This window comes from Enterobacter sp. CRENT-193 (assembly GCF_002787395.1).
Lineage (GTDB): Bacteria > Pseudomonadota > Gammaproteobacteria > Enterobacterales > Enterobacteriaceae > Enterobacter > Enterobacter hormaechei_C.
In genome coordinates this window covers 2,007,225-2,021,320 of sequence record NZ_CP024812.1, presented here as the reverse complement: position 1 = coordinate 2,021,320, position 14,096 = coordinate 2,007,225, and the positions used below count along the sequence as shown (strand labels likewise).

The window sequence follows — 14,096 nt, the reverse complement described above, 5'->3', positions numbered from 1 at the left end:
CGACCCGAAAACCCAACATCAGGACACCTGAACAATGGCAAAGAAAGTTTCTAAATGGTTTCGTATCGGCGTCGAGGGTGACACCTGCGATGGCCGCGTCATCAGCGCTGATGACATTCAGGAAATGGCCGACACGTTCGACCCGCGCGTCTACGGCTGCCGCATCAACCTCGAACATATCAAAAGCCTCATCCCTGACAGCCCATTTAAGCGCTACGGCGATGTGACCGCGCTTAAAGCGGAGATTATCAGCGATGACTCTGCGCTCAATGGCAAAAAGGCGCTGTTTGCCAAAATTGCCCCACTCGATGAGCTGGTCAGCATGGTACGTGCCGGGCAGAAGGTTTACACCTCAATGGAGATCCGCCCGAATTTCTCTAACAGCGGCAAATGCTATCTCATCGGGCTGGCCGTCACTGATGACCCGGCAAGCCTCGGCACCGAATACCTTGAATTCTGTAGCCGCGCCACGCAGAACCCGCTCGCCGGTAAAAAAGACCAGCCGGGCGATCTCTTCTCTGTGGCCTCACTGGCTGAGCTGGAATTTGAAGACGTTCCCGACACCATGCTCAACAGCCTGACCGACAAGGTAAAGGCCATTTTCAGCCGTAAACAGGCCAGCGACGACGCACGTCTTGCAGATGTGCATGAGGCTGTGACGACCGTCACCGAGCTGGTGCAAACCAACCTCACCGCCACCGACCAGCGCGTCACCGAGCTTGAGACCGAACTGGCTCAGCTTAAGCAGGACGTGACCAGCAAGGCCGAAGAAAGCGCGCAGGCGTTTAACGACCTCAAAAACTCCCTCGATAACACCGAAAGCCAGCGCCAGCCGCGCCGCGAGCTTTCAAAAGGTGGTACGGGCGACGAGCTGCTGACCAACTGCTGATAACCCGCCGGGCGCGCTGCCCGGCCTGATACCTATTACCCGAACAGGATAAACCATGCGTAAACAAACCCGCTTTAAATTCAATGCCTACCTGACCCGCGTCGCGGAGCTGAATGACATTTCCACCGATGACGTGGCGAAGAAATTCACCGTCGAGCCGTCAGTCACGCAAACCATGATGGACACCGTGCAGGAATCGTCCTCATTCCTGACGAAAATCAATATCGTGCCGGTCGACGAGCTGAAAGGCGAAAAGGTCGGTGTGGGTGTTAACGGCACAATCGCGAGCACCGCCGATACTGACGGCGATGGCGAGCGTGAAACCGCTGATTTTACCGCGCTGGAGTCCAACAAATACGAGTGCGCGCAGATTAACTTTGACTTCCATATCCGCTATAAGCAGCTCGACCTGTGGGCGCGATTCCAGGACTTCCAGACCCGTATCCGTAACGCCATTATCAAGCGTCAGGCGCTCGATTTCATCATGGCCGGTTTCAACGGCATTGAGCGTGCCGCCAAATCTGACCGCAAAAAAAATCCGATGCTTCAGGATGTGGCCGTGGGCTGGTTGCAGAAGTATCGCAATGAAGCGCCAGCGCGTGTGATGTCAAAAATCACCGACGAGGACGGCGCGGTCATTTCCGATGTGATCCGTGTGGGTAAAAACGGCGACTATGCGAACCTCGACGCGCTGGTCATGGATGCCACCGGCAACCTGATTGATGAGATTTATCAGGATGACCCGGAGCTGGTTGTCATCACAGGTCGCAAGCTGATGGCGGATAAATACTTCCCTATCGTCAATAAAGACCAGGAAAACAGCGAGTCGCTGGCCGCTGACATCATCATCAGCCAGAAGCGAATCGGCAACCTGCCTGCCGTGCGCGTGCCTTACTTCCCGGCGAATGCCCTGATGGTGACGCGTCTCGATAACCTGTCAATCTACTTCATGGATGACGCGCATCGCCGCAGCATCATCGAAAACCCGAAGAAAGACCGCATCGAGAACTACGAGTCAATGAATACCGACTACGTGGTCGAGGCATACGCTGCCGGTTGCCTGATTGAAAATATCAAGCTCGGTGACTTCACCGCACCTGCTGCACCGGAAAGCGGAGAGTAAGCCATGACGAGTCCCGCAGCGCGTCACATGATGCGGGTCTCGGCCTCTGAAACAGCGCGGCGGGCTGCTGTCCCGCTGCGCAATGCAACTGCCTATGAGCAGATGCTCGTTAAGCTGGCCGCAGACAACCGCACGCTAAAACAAATCCGATCAAATGAGCGCAAGGCAGATAAAAAGCGTGAGCTGCTGCCGTTCTATCTGCCATGGGTGGCTGGCGTCCTCGCAAACGGCAAGGGCGCGCAGGATGACATCGTCATGACGGTCATGCTGTGGCGTCTCGATGCTGACGATATCGCCGGGGCGCTGGAAATTGCCCGTTACGCCATGACCTATGGCCTGACCATGCCGACCGGTCGACGTCCGACGCCTTACCTGCTGGCCGAAGAGGTGGCACTGGCCGCGCAGCGCCTGCTCGCTGCAAAACAGCCGGTCGAACTGGCGAACCTGCTCGACACCATTGCGCTGACTGAACGCGCTGACATGCCCGATATCGTGCGCGCGAAGCTGCACAAAATCACCGGCTATGTCCTGCGTGATGCGAATCAACTGCCCGAGGCGCTGGCGCACCTGCAACGTGCGATCCAGTTAGAACGCACTATCGGTGTGAAAAAGGATATCGAGCAGTTAGAGCGCCAGCTCAGGCCAAAACCCGAACCGGCACCGAAAACCAAAACGACTAAACCGCGTACGCGCAAACCTGCCGCTAAACCGGCGGCACGGCGCGGGCGTCCACCAAAGGCGGCAAAAGCCGCAGGTTAACCGAGCGCTCCCCGAGCCGGGCGGCACGCCGGTCAATGCGGGTATCAATTGCCCTGACTGCGACCGGCGTCCACCGCCCACCTATTACCCGAGGTTGTCATGACGACGCTGATTATTGAGCAAAATAAAGAGCCGCAGGATGTGCCGGGCGTGGTGATACCGCCGCCGGGCGTGAGCGAGCCGGTAATCAAAAACACCCCGTTTTTTCCTGATGTTGACCCGAAGCGGGTGCGTGAGGAAATGCGTTTAGAGCAGACCGTTTCCCCTGTGCGCCTGCGCCGGGCAATTAAGACCGCCATCGCAGAGACGAACGCGGAGCTGGGCGAATGGCGCGAGCGTCAGCTCGATGCCGGTTACGCCACGCTGGCGGATGTCCCGACCGACAGGCTCGACGGCGAAAGTGTGCGTGTTTTCCACTACTTCAACGCCGTGTGTGCCATGACGACCGCCACGCTTTACGAGCGTTTTCGCGGCGTGGATGCGACCGCCAGAGGTGACAAAAAGGCCGACAGCATCGACAGCACTATCGATGAAATGTGGCGGGATATGCGCTGGTCTGTGGCGCGCATCCAGGACAAAGCGCGCTGCATTGTGGGGCAAATCTGATGAAAGCGTATGCGCTACAGGGCGACACCCTCGACGCGATTTGTGTGCGGTACTACGGGCGCACCGAGGGCGTGGTCGAAACCGTCTTAGAAGCGAATCCCGGCCTGTCTGAGCTCGGCGTCATCCTGCCGCACGGCACGGCAATTGAACTGCCCGAGACCGACAGCGCAGCCAGAACCGAAACGGTGAATCTATGGGACTGAGTATGGAGAAAATCACCACGTTTATCGCCTACTGGCTGGCCGTCGCGCTGGCGTACCTCGGCGCAATATCGCCCGAAAAGATGGCGCTTTACGTGGGCGGCGGTTGCGCCATTTTTACCGCGCTGACGAACTACTGGTTTAAGCGCAAAACGTACCTCTATCTGACGTCACTCGGACTCGACAAGGGGGCTATTCGTGAAATCAATCGTTAAACGTTGCAGTGTGGCCGCAGTGCTGGCGCTGGCGGCGCTGATGCCTGACTTTCGTCTGCTTAACACCTCGCCCGAGGGGCTGGCGCTTATTGCCGACCTCGAAGGTTGTCGCCTGACGCCTTACCAGTGCAGCGCGGGAGTGTGGACGTCAGGCATCGGCCACACTGCCGGGGTCGTCCCGAAAGGGGAAATCACAGAACGTCAGGCGGCGGCGAACCTCGTCGCGGATGTGATGAACGTCGAGAGGCGTCTCGCAGTCTGCGTGCCGGTAGAAATGCCGCAGCACATTTACGACGCGCTGGTCAGCTTCTCATTCAACGTGGGAACCGGCGCGGCCTGCCGGTCAACGCTGGTCTCGTATATCAAACGTCACCAATGGTGGCAGGCGTGCGACCAGCTCACCCGCTGGGTTTATGTGAATGGCTCAATCAATAAAGGGCTGGAAAATCGCCGCGCGCGTGAGCGTGCTTATTGTCTGAAAGGAGTTTCTCAATGAAAAAGTTTTTACGTTCACTGATTTTAGATGCCTTGCTGGCTGTATTCCTGCTGTGGGGGCTGGCTTCGCCGCAAAGTGCAGCACTTAATTTTGTTGCAGCGTGGGCGCTGTTTGGCTGTGTTGTCTGTATTGCGGCGAGTCTCGCCGGTGTGGCTGTTTTTGACCACTGGCTACGAAATGCGGGGAAAGGTATTCCGGTAAAACCCGAGATTATGAAAATCTTCCGCGCTGTTTTCTGTAACAAGCTCTCAAAGGCGCGTCGCGCATGGTCTCTTATTATTTTTGTCGTAACCATTGGGTGTCTGCTCGGTGCTGGCTGGATCTTTACCGCGCTGCTTTACCTGATTTGCGTCCTGACCTTTACGGGGGTGCGCACCTCATACCGTCAGCGCATTGAGGAGGCGGGGCTGTGTCCAGATACATTGTGATGTTGATTGCCGCAGGTCTGGCGCTGGCGGCTGTGCTCTGGTTAAGGCATGAGAACGGTAATCTACGGCGCTCTTTTGACCGGGCAAATAAGGTCGCGACCGAACAGAAAAACGTGATCGGGATGCTGAAAAATCAGCTTTCCGTTTCGCAGGGAATCGCCAGGCGAAATGAAACCGCACAGGTCAGTTTACGTGGTGAGCTGATTGCTGCCGGTGCGATGGCCGTGCGCCGGGAAGAAACCATTACGAGGCTGATGAATGAAAATGAAACGTTACGCCGCTGGTACAGCGCTGAGCTGCCTGATGTTGTGCGCAGGCTGCACACCCGCGCCGGTTGCGCCTCCGCCGGTCATTGTTTACAGCGCCTGCCCGAAAGTGAGCTATTGCCCGATGCCGGGAAGCGACCCGGCCACTAATGGCGACCTGAGTGCAGATATCCGCAGGCTTGAGCACGCGCTCGCCGCCTGCGCGTTACAGATTGAAACCGTCAAAGCCTGTCAGGATAAACTCGATGAAGAAAGCAATCAGCCTGCGAAAAGCGCTAACTGACGCCGTCCCGCAGCTTAAAACCAACCCCGAGATGATGCGCATTTTTGCCGACGAGGGGAATATCGATGCACGGCTCGCGGCCTCCCTGTCCCACGAGAAAATTTACACCCTGAATGTGATCGTGTGCGATTTCGTAGGCGACCCTGATTTGATTTTCGTGCCGGTAGCCGCGTGGCTCAGGGAAAACCAGCCGGATATCTGCACGCTCGATGAGGGGCATAAAAAAGGCTACCGCTTCCAGATGGATTTAAACGACGGTGATACGGTTGATATCAGCATCAGCCTCCAGCTCACCGAGCGCACCATCATCAGGGAGGAAAACGGCTCACTGCATGTGAGCTATGCCCCGGAGCCGCCACCGCCTGAACCCGTCACGCGTCCAAAAGAGCTCTATATCAACGGCGAACTTGTGAGCAAGTGGGATGAGTGACTTTAAACCCTTTGATAACAAGCTCGAGGGGATGCTTGCTGCCCTGTCACCCGCAGGGCGTCGGAAGCTTGCCGGTGAGATTGCGAAGCAACTCAGAACGGCGCAACAGCAACGTATCAAACAGCAAAAAGCCCCCGATGGCTCACCGTATCAGGCGCGAAAGCGCCAGCCGCTGAGAGCCAAAAAAGGTCGAATTAAACGGGCAATGTTTCAGAAGCTCCGCACTAACCGGTACATGAAAGCCAGTGGCCGTGAAAACGGTGCTGTGGTGGAATTTACCGGAAAAGTGCAGCGTATCGCGCGTGTCCATCAGTACGGCCTCAAAGACCGGCCAAACGCACACGCTCAGGATGTGCAGTACGCAGAGCGCCAGCTACTCGGATTTAGCCAGGCGGATAAACAGCTCGTCGAAACGCTGACTATCAAACATCTTAGCCGCTGATTGTTGTCCCATCCCTCATAAAACCCGCCTTAATTGCCGCTGGCCTTGCCCGGCGGCATCCTTCCCGTATGAATAATTTAAATTCCCTACAGGAAATCGCACGCGCGATCCGCAACCTCATCCGCACCGGCATCGTGACCGACGTCGACCTCGACGAGGGGCTGTGTCGTGTCCAGACCGGCGGCATGCAAACCACCTGGCTTAACTGGCTCACCTGTCGAGCCGGTCGCTCTCGCGTATGGTGGGCTCCATCCGTTGGCGAGCAGGTGTTATTGCTGGCCATCGGCGGTGAGCTCGATACGGCCTTTGTGCTGCCGGGCATTTTCTCAGATGACAATCCCGCGCCGTCAGCCTCACCTGATGCGTTACATGTGGCATTTCCCGATGGCGCTGTCATTGAGTACGACCCCGAAAGCGGCGCGCTCACCGTGTCAGGTATCAAAACCGCCAATGTCACCGCGTCGGATTCCATTACAGCCACCGTGCCGGTGGTGCTGGTTAGAGCCTCGACCCGTATCACTCTCGATACACCCGAGGTGGTGTGTACCAACAAACTGACGACCGGCACGCTCGAAGTGCAGAAAGGCGGGACGATGTCCGGGAATATCGAGCATACCGGCGGGTCACTGTCGTCAAATGGGAAAGTGCTGCACCTCCATAAACACCCGGGCGACAGTGGCGGGACAACGGGGGCACCGATATGACAGTGCGTTATCTGGGAATGAACAGCCAGACCGGCCTCAGTATCTCTGAGGTGGAGCATATCAGGCAAAGCGTGCGCGACATTCTCGTCACGCCGGTTGGCTCGCGCGTCATGCGCCGTGAATACGGCTCGCTTCTGTCGGCACTGATTGACCAGCCGCAGACACCGGCACTGCGATTGCAGATTATGGCCGCGTGCTATTCCGCGATCCAGAAGTGGGAGCCGCGCGTCAGCCTGACAACCATCACCTTTGAGCAGTCGGAGACCGACGGCGGGCTGTATGTCGATATCACCGGCACGCGCTCGGCTAACGGCCAGCCCTTTTCCCTCACCATTCCACTGAGTTAAACGCTATGGCAATTGTTGACCTTAACCAGCTCGCCGCGCCTGATGTCGTGGAAGTGCTGGACTATGAGACCATCCTCGCGGAGCGCAAGGCGACGCTCGTCTCGTTATACCCGGAGGAACAACAGGAGGCAGTGGCGCGCACGCTGACCCTCGAATCCGAGCCGATTGTTAAGCTGCTGGAGGAAAACGCCTATCGGGAAGTTATCTGGCGGCAGCGCGTCAACGAGGCCGCGCGTGCGGTCATGCTGGCTTACGCTGCCGGAAGCGATCTCGACCAGATTGGGGCTAATTCCAATGTTCCGCGACTTGTCATAACCCCGCCAGACGACACGACATTTCCCCCCACGCCAGCCGTGATGGAATCGGATACTGACTATCGCCTGCGTATCCAGCAAGCCCCCGAGGGGCTAAGTACCGCAGGCTCAACCGGCGCATATCAGTTTCATGGCCGCAGTGCCGACGGGCGTGTCGCGGATATTTCCGTCATCAGTCCTGAGCCTGCGTGTGTGACCGTGTCTGTGCTGTCGCGTGAAAATAACGGCGTGGCCTCTGACGAGCTGCTCGCCATCGTGCGCGATGCGCTGAACGACGAGGACGTCCGGCCGGTTGCCGACCGCGTGACCGTGCAGTCAGCGAAAATCGTCGACTACAAAATCACTGCATCGCTTTACCTTTACCCCGGCCCCGAAAGTGAGCCGGTGCTCAGTGCGGCAAAAGCAAAGTTACAGGCGTATATCACCGCGCAGCACCGGCTCGGGCGTGACATCCGAAAGTCGGCCATCTATGCGGCGCTCCACGTCGAGGGCGTGCAGCGTGTCGAGCTGGCCGCGCCGGTGGCCGACATTGTGCTCGATGACACGCAGGCGTCATGGTGCAGCGAGTACAGCGTCACCATAGGGGGCAATGATGAATGACACCCGACTGTTGCCGGTGGGCTCCTCGTCACTTGAGGTGGCGGCGGCGCGTGCCTGCGCTGAAATCGAGAATACCCCTGTCCCCCTGCGCCGACTCTGGAGCCCGGACGACTGCCCGGCAAACCTCCTGCCGTGGCTGGCGTGGGCGTTTTCCGTTGACCGCTGGGATGAGAACTGGCCGGAGGCCACCAAACGGGATGTGATCCGCAGCGCCTGGTATATCCACGCACACAAAGGAACGATTGGGGCAGTGCGCCGCGTGGTGGAGCCGCTCGGCTACCTGATAAACGTGTCTGAGTGGTGGCAGACAAACGACCCGCCCGGCACGTTTCGCCTCGATATCGGTGTGCTGGAGACCGGCATCACCGAGGAAATGTATTACGAAATGGAGCGGCTTATTGCCGATGCAAAGCCAGCCAGCCGCCATCTTATCGGCCTCAATATTATTCAGGACATTCCCGGCTATCTGTACACCGGCGCCCTGAGCTATGACGGCGACATCATCACGGTTTACCCCGGATAAGTGAGAGCACAATGACAGTGAAATATAAAACGGTCATCACCAAAGCCGGTGCCGAAAAACTCGCGGCGGCGACCGTCCCGAACGGGAAAAAGGTGAATTTTACGGCGATGGCCGTCGGTGACGGCGGCGGTACGCTGCCGGTGCCTGATCCGAACCAGACAAAGCTGGTCAAAGAGGTCTGGCGTCACGCGCTGAACAAAATCAGCCAGGACAGGAAAAATAAAAATTATGTCGTGGCGGAGCTGCTCATCCCGCCTGAGACCGGCGGTTTCTGGATGCGCGAGCTCGGGCTCTATGACGACACCGGCACGCTGATTGCGGTCGGCAATATGGCCGAAAGCTACAAGCCAGCGCTGGCGGAGGGCTCTGGCCGCGCGCAGACCGTGCGCATGGTTATTATGGTGAGCGACATCGAGTCAGTCGAGCTGACCATCGACACCTCAATGGTGATGGCAACACAGGACTACGTCGACGACAAGCTCGCTGAGCATGAGCAGTCCCGCCGCCATCCTGACGCCACGCTCACCGCTAAGGGTTTCACTCAGCTAAGCAGTGCGACCGACAGCGCGTCTGAGAGCGTCGCAGCGACGCCGAAAGCGGTTAAGGCAGCATATGACCTTGCGAAAGGGAAATATACGGCTCAGGACGCGACCACGGCGCAAAAGGGTATCGTCAAGCTCAGTAGCGCAACCGACAGCACGTCTGAGGCGCTGGCGGCAACGCCGAAAGCCGTTAAGGCCGCGAATGACAACGCTAACGGGCGCGTGCCGTCAGGGCGCAAGGTAAACGGTCGGGCGCTGTCATCCGATATCAACATTACGGCGCAGGATATTTTCAACGGTCAGACTGTTGGCATTGGCAACGCTGCCGACCTGAACGCCTACACCACGCCGGGGCTGTATTACCAGCCAGCGAACGCGCAGGCACAAACAGGCAGGAACTATCCAGAGGCTAACGCCGGTTCGCTGGAAGTCTATAAGCATGCCGGTATCACGCAGATTTACCGGGTTTACAACAGCTCCCGCTCGTACATTCGCACGCTTTACAGCGGGACGTGGTCAGCCTGGACAAAACAATATGATGCGGCGAACAAGCCTACACCGGCTGATATTGGGGCGTTACCAGTAACCGGCGGAACGGTGACGGGAAATCTGTATTCAAAAGGTCAGATATCAGCGGGGGATTCGCGTCTTTTATCTATCTATTCCTCGAACACTTCATCCCTTGCAGGGGCTATTAACCTTTGGGGTAATGTTGACCGACCAACAGTATTAGAATTTAAAGACGCTACTGGATACCACTTTTATTCACAACGTAATGTAAATGGTTCCATATCTTTTAATTTTAATGGTGCAGCAGAAGTCAGAGGCACAATTTCTGCTCATGGTGAAATTGTTTCAAGAGCTGCGAACGGCCTGCGTATCGCCTATGGTAATTTTGGCGCATTCTGGCGAAATGATGGCTCAAGTCTTTATTTGATGTTAACGAACGCTGGTGATTCGCTGGGAAGTTACAACTCACTCCGCCCGTTGTATGTGAATCTCACCACAGGCGCGCTTCAGTCAGGAACGCCGCTGTCGGTATACAACACAATCACTGCGAGCGAAGAAATTACCGCAGGCAAAGGAATGGTTGCGGGTTATAGCGGTCCATTTGCCTGGGCTGAACAGTACAAAGCGAAAGCGCCATTTTTCAATGCGTATTCAACTACCGCCACGAGTGAATACCATCCGGTAATCAAACAACAAGCGACCATTGTGAGTAAAAACTCCTGGGCATTTTCGATGGGGTCTCTGGTTGCTGGTGATGAACTTTCATGGCATCTGCATATGAAAGGCAGTGGCGCACAGGATATTAATTTTAAATGGGACACTAAAGGAAACTTCAACGCGCCGGGACAGGTGAATCCGGGAAGCTATGCCAATTTTGATAACCGCTATTACACCAAAACGCAATCCGATGCGGGATATATGCCTAGAACGGGCGCTTACACCAAAGCGGAGAGTGACGGGCGTTTCCAGCCAAAAGGCAATTACACCCCGGCGGGTCAGGCTTACACCAAAGCGGAGAGTGACGGACGTTTCCAGCCAAAAGGCAATTACACCCCGGCGGGTCAGGCTTATACCAAAGCGGAGTCGGATGCGCGTTACGGAGTCGGTAAAACGACGACAGGTAATAACAGCGCTTACTACACGCATGGTAATGGCGCTGTATTCATGCAGGCAGTAAGAAATATTGCTGTCGGTAATAATGCTACCGTAACTGTGACACTGCCAACATCTTTCCCTAACGGCATTCTCGGTACAGGGCTCAGCTTTTACGGTTCGGGTGGCAACAACTCCGACTCATATTATATGTGCACGCCGGTCAATAAAAATCAGGTGAAAATCCAGACCCGAAACTGTAACGGAACATTTTCACTTATCGTGTCGGGATATTGATATGAAGAAATATTTCAGCAATACAGATAAAAGCTTTTACCTTGAGGAAACTGTCAGAACCTATGAAGAACAGGGTATTCCCGTTCCGTCAGACCTGATGACAATAACCGATGCCGAATATGAAGCCTTTATGGTTTCACCTGACCGGAAAGCGCCTCAGTACAATACTGAATCAGAATGCATGGAATGGGTCGATATCGAACCGCCGACCCGTGAGGAAGCTATTGAAAAAGCTGAGTCATTAAAGGCGCAGCTCTTGTCTGTTGCAGCTCAGGCCATAGCCCCATTGCAGGATGCGGTCGATTTGTCGATGGCGACAGAGGAGGAAATGGCGAGCCTGTCGGCGTGGAAAACATACCGGGTTTTACTTAACCGGGTAGATACCGGTAAGCCCGACGAAACTGAATGGCCTGAATCACCGTTAACTGCATATTCCGACGAATCCGGCCACTGATTCCGATTTGTTCCGGCCAAATCTGGCCATCCATCGGAATCGGCGATCCCGGGAATGGGTGATCGGTTTGCGTCGGAATACGCATTAACAGAGTAATAAAAAACCCGCGTTAAGCGGGTTTAGTCATAGGGGCATTCTTCATAGTCTTTTTCTGTTTCGTCACCGGCAAACAGTCTGAGCCAGCAAAAGCCAAAGAGCCACCATGCAGCCAGACCACCAACAACCCAGAGTAAAATCGTCATTATCGCTTCCTCGTTAATGCCGAAACGATAGCGACAATACCCATTCATTGATAATGGTTATCAGCGATCAATTTACCGTGATTGATCGCTGATAACGATCAATGACGCTTTCCTCACACGGCAACCGGTCACTGCGCGTTGTGCTGTCACTCCCCCAACGGCCTTTCGTTTCTCACGTCCCGCACACAACAGAAAATAGTCGCACCCCTTAACCACGGAGTTAAACGGATGAGCGACTATCATCACGGCGTCGAGGTCATCGAGATTAACGATGGCACGCGCACCATTTCCACCGTTTCCACAGCCATCATTGGCATGGTCTGCACGGCCAATGATGCTGACGATTCAACATTTCCGCTAAATGAGCCGGTGCTGATTACCAGCGTGCAAAACGCTATCGGTAAAGCCGGTAAGCTCGGCACCCTGTCAAAATCCCTGCAAGCCATTGCCGACCAGTGCAAGCCGGTCGTTGTGGTTGTGCGCGTTGCCGAAGGTATTGAAGACCCGGACGACCCGGAAGCGGCGCAGAAAGAAACCATTTCCAACATCATCGGCACGACCGACGAAAACGGCCAATACACCGGACTGAAAGCGCTGCTGACCGCCAAAACCGTCACCGGCGTCAAGCCGCGCATTCTCGGCGTGCCGGGGCTGGATTCTCTGGAAGTGGCGACCGCGCTCGCGGCGACCTGTCAGAGCCTGCGCGCGTTTGGCTATATCAGCGCGTGGGGCTGCAAGACCATTTCCGAAGCTATCGCCTACCGTGAGAATTTCAGCCAGCGTGAGCTGATGGTCATTCACCCTGATTTTCTGGCATGGGACACCACGGCGAATCAGACCGATATTGCATGGGCGACCGCCCGCGCGCTCGGCCTGCGTGCCAAAATCGACCAGGAAACGGGCTGGCACAAAACGCTGTCTAACGTTGGCGTGAATGGCGTCACCGGCGTCAGTGCCTCGGTCTCGTGGGACTTGCAGGAGAAGGCCACCGACGCGAACCTGTTGAATCAGGCTGGTGTCACCACGCTAATCCGTAACGACGGCTTTAAATTCTGGGGCAACCGTACCTGCTCCGACGATCCGTTATTCCTCTTTGAAAACTACACCCGCACGGCGCAGGTGCTGGCCGACACGATGGCGGAGGCGCACGCCTGGGCGATTGATAAACCCGTCACCGCAACGCTTATCCGCGACATCGTCGCCGGTATCAATGCGAAATTCCGCGAGCTGAAAAACAACGGCTATATCGTTGACGGCTCCTGCTGGTACGACCCGGAGTCAAATAGCGTGGAAACGCTCAAAGTGGGGAAACTGTATATCGATTACGACTACACCCCCGTCCCGCCGCTGGAAAACCTGACCCTGCGCCAGCGCATCACTGATACCTATCTGGCGAACCTGTCAGAGTCGGTCAACAGCTAAGGAGCTCTGAGCATGGCATTACCACGCAAACTGAAATACCTGAACATGTTCAACGATGGCCTGAGCTACATGGGCGTTGTTGAATCCGTCACCCTGCCAAAGCTGACCCGTAAGCTTGAGAAATACCGCGGCGGCGGGATGCCGGGCTCGGTGTCGATTGACCTCGGTCTCGATGACGATGCGCTGTCGTGCGAGTGGACGCTCGGCGGTCTGCCTGACGTCGAGCTGTGGGCGCAGTACGCCTCACCGGGCGCGGACAGCGTACCGTTACGCTTTACTGGCTCATACCAGCGCGATGACACTGGCGCGATTTCTGCCGTTGAGGTGGTCATGCGTGGCCGTCACAAAGAGTACGACGGCGGCGAAAACAAACAGGGCGAAAGCGGCACGACCAAAATCTCGACCGAATGCGCGTACTACCAGCTCACGATTGACGGCAGGGAAGTCATCGAGATTGACGTCATCAACATGGTGCTGAAAGTCGACGGCGTCGACCGTCTGGCAGAGCATCGCAAGGCCATTGGCCTGTAACCCCCTTAACCGGTCAGTCAGGCTGGCCGGTCACTTAACTTTGACGAGAGCAATATCATGGAAAACAACATCGAAACCGGCGTTACAGAAATTGAAGTCACCGAAACCAAAAAGCCACACGTCGTGACCCTCGATAACCCCCTCATGCGCGGTGAGCAAAAAATCGGAGAGGTGACGGTTTCAAAACCTAACGCGGGAACCCTGCGCGGGGTGTCGCTGGCCTCGCTGGCAAACTCTGACGTTGACGCGCTGATTAAGGTGCTGCCGCGTATGACCTACCCGGCACTCACCGAGCATGAAATTGCCCGTCTGGATGCCTCAGACCTGATGCAGTTCGCCGCTGAGGTGATTGGTTTTTTGTCGCCATCTTCGGCTCGCTGA

At 56.3% G+C, this 14,096-nt stretch carries 22 protein-coding genes; 21 read left to right on the top strand and 1 reads right to left on the bottom strand.

What is annotated here, in order from left to right:
* Positions 1-34 precede the first annotated feature (34 nt).
* From CU081_RS09990 to CU081_RS09905, 18 genes are all read left to right on the top strand, one after another.
* Positions 35-889, top strand: a complete 855-nt coding sequence (locus CU081_RS09990; protein ID WP_017382975.1) for a GPO family capsid scaffolding protein — start codon at positions 35-37, stop codon at positions 887-889.
* Positions 890-944: 55 nt separating this feature from the next.
* Positions 945-2,012 (top strand): phage major capsid protein, P2 family, encoded by a 1,068-nt coding sequence (locus CU081_RS09985; protein ID WP_017382976.1) that lies wholly within the window; start codon positions 945-947, stop codon positions 2,010-2,012.
* A gap of 3 nt (positions 2,013-2,015) precedes the next feature.
* Positions 2,016-2,771, top strand: coding sequence for a phage terminase small subunit (locus CU081_RS09980; protein ID WP_023323597.1), 756 nt, complete (start codon positions 2,016-2,018; stop codon positions 2,769-2,771).
* Positions 2,772-2,870: 99 nt separating this feature from the next.
* Complete coding sequence (locus CU081_RS09975) at positions 2,871-3,377, top strand: head completion/stabilization protein (protein ID WP_032609900.1); 507 nt, start codon at positions 2,871-2,873, stop codon at positions 3,375-3,377.
* On the top strand, positions 3,377-3,580 hold the full coding sequence (locus CU081_RS09970; RefSeq protein WP_017382979.1) for a tail protein X: 204 nt from the start codon (positions 3,377-3,379) through the stop codon (positions 3,578-3,580). The genes CU081_RS09975 and CU081_RS09970 overlap by 1 nt, the downstream gene beginning before the upstream one ends.
* A complete protein-coding gene (locus tag CU081_RS09965) occupies positions 3,571-3,792 on the top strand; it encodes a hypothetical protein (protein WP_014170137.1) in 222 nt (73 codons plus the stop codon). Before CU081_RS09970 ends, CU081_RS09965 begins: the two co-directional genes overlap by 10 nt.
* Complete coding sequence (locus tag CU081_RS09960; RefSeq protein ID WP_023295248.1) at positions 3,776-4,288, top strand: lysozyme; 513 nt, start codon at positions 3,776-3,778, stop codon at positions 4,286-4,288. Before CU081_RS09965 ends, CU081_RS09960 begins: the two co-directional genes overlap by 17 nt.
* Positions 4,285-4,716 carry a DNZ54_00345 family protein gene (locus tag CU081_RS09955; RefSeq protein ID WP_063132907.1) on the top strand — a complete coding sequence of 144 codons (432 nt, stop codon included), beginning with the start codon at positions 4,285-4,287 and terminating at the stop codon, positions 4,714-4,716. Before CU081_RS09960 ends, CU081_RS09955 begins: the two co-directional genes overlap by 4 nt.
* Positions 4,716-5,132, top strand: coding sequence for an Rz-like lysis system protein LysB (gene lysB, locus CU081_RS09950; protein WP_039269012.1), 417 nt, complete (start codon positions 4,716-4,718; stop codon positions 5,130-5,132). The genes CU081_RS09955 and lysB overlap by 1 nt, the downstream gene beginning before the upstream one ends.
* The gene (gene lysC / locus CU081_RS26485) at positions 5,020-5,265 is read left to right on the top strand and encodes an Rz1-like lysis system protein LysC (protein ID WP_072163360.1); all 246 of its coding nucleotides are present in this window, start codon (positions 5,020-5,022) and stop codon (positions 5,263-5,265) included. Before lysB ends, lysC begins: the two co-directional genes overlap by 113 nt.
* On the top strand, positions 5,228-5,695 hold the full coding sequence (locus CU081_RS09940; protein ID WP_058675207.1) for a phage tail protein: 468 nt from the start codon (positions 5,228-5,230) through the stop codon (positions 5,693-5,695). Before lysC ends, CU081_RS09940 begins: the two co-directional genes overlap by 38 nt.
* Positions 5,688-6,137, top strand: coding sequence for a phage virion morphogenesis protein (locus CU081_RS09935; protein WP_100185462.1), 450 nt, complete (start codon positions 5,688-5,690; stop codon positions 6,135-6,137). Before CU081_RS09940 ends, CU081_RS09935 begins: the two co-directional genes overlap by 8 nt.
* Before the next feature lie 68 nt (positions 6,138-6,205).
* Positions 6,206-6,841, top strand: a complete 636-nt coding sequence (locus tag CU081_RS09930; protein WP_044704177.1) for a phage baseplate assembly protein V — start codon at positions 6,206-6,208, stop codon at positions 6,839-6,841.
* A complete protein-coding gene (locus CU081_RS09925) occupies positions 6,838-7,188 on the top strand; it encodes a GPW/gp25 family protein (RefSeq protein ID WP_044704178.1) in 351 nt (116 codons plus the stop codon). The genes CU081_RS09930 and CU081_RS09925 overlap by 4 nt, the downstream gene beginning before the upstream one ends.
* Before the next feature lie 5 nt (positions 7,189-7,193).
* On the top strand, positions 7,194-8,102 hold the full coding sequence (locus tag CU081_RS09920) for a baseplate assembly protein (RefSeq protein WP_032618987.1): 909 nt from the start codon (positions 7,194-7,196) through the stop codon (positions 8,100-8,102).
* The gene (locus CU081_RS09915; protein ID WP_044704180.1) at positions 8,095-8,625 is read left to right on the top strand and encodes a phage tail protein I; all 531 of its coding nucleotides are present in this window, start codon (positions 8,095-8,097) and stop codon (positions 8,623-8,625) included. Before CU081_RS09920 ends, CU081_RS09915 begins: the two co-directional genes overlap by 8 nt.
* 11 nt (positions 8,626-8,636) lie before the next feature.
* Positions 8,637-11,066: a phage tail-collar fiber domain-containing protein gene (locus CU081_RS09910; RefSeq protein ID WP_044704181.1), complete on the top strand. Its 2,430-nt coding sequence runs from the start codon at positions 8,637-8,639 to the stop codon at positions 11,064-11,066.
* Position 11,067: 1 nt separating this feature from the next.
* Positions 11,068-11,520, top strand: a complete 453-nt coding sequence (locus CU081_RS09905; RefSeq protein ID WP_044704182.1) for a tail fiber assembly protein — start codon at positions 11,068-11,070, stop codon at positions 11,518-11,520.
* A gap of 119 nt (positions 11,521-11,639) precedes the next feature.
* Here CU081_RS09905 and CU081_RS26730 read toward each other — a convergent pair whose 3' ends face one another.
* Positions 11,640-11,762, bottom strand: a complete 123-nt coding sequence (locus CU081_RS26730) for a hypothetical protein (RefSeq protein ID WP_255248574.1) — start codon at positions 11,760-11,762, stop codon at positions 11,640-11,642.
* A 228-nt stretch (positions 11,763-11,990) separates the two neighbouring features.
* On the opposite strand from CU081_RS26730, the gene CU081_RS09900 reads away from it, so the two are divergent.
* Genes CU081_RS09900 through CU081_RS09890 form a run of 3 tightly spaced genes read left to right on the top strand, consistent with a single transcriptional unit; the run spans position 11,991 to position 14,096 of the window.
* Positions 11,991-13,184, top strand: a complete 1,194-nt coding sequence (locus tag CU081_RS09900) for a phage tail sheath protein (RefSeq protein ID WP_044704184.1) — start codon at positions 11,991-11,993, stop codon at positions 13,182-13,184.
* Between the two features lie 12 nt (positions 13,185-13,196).
* Positions 13,197-13,715, top strand: coding sequence for a phage major tail tube protein (locus tag CU081_RS09895; RefSeq protein WP_023295232.1), 519 nt, complete (start codon positions 13,197-13,199; stop codon positions 13,713-13,715).
* A gap of 57 nt (positions 13,716-13,772) precedes the next feature.
* On the top strand, positions 13,773-14,096 hold the full coding sequence (locus CU081_RS09890) for a phage tail assembly protein (RefSeq protein WP_032618991.1): 324 nt from the start codon (positions 13,773-13,775) through the stop codon (positions 14,094-14,096).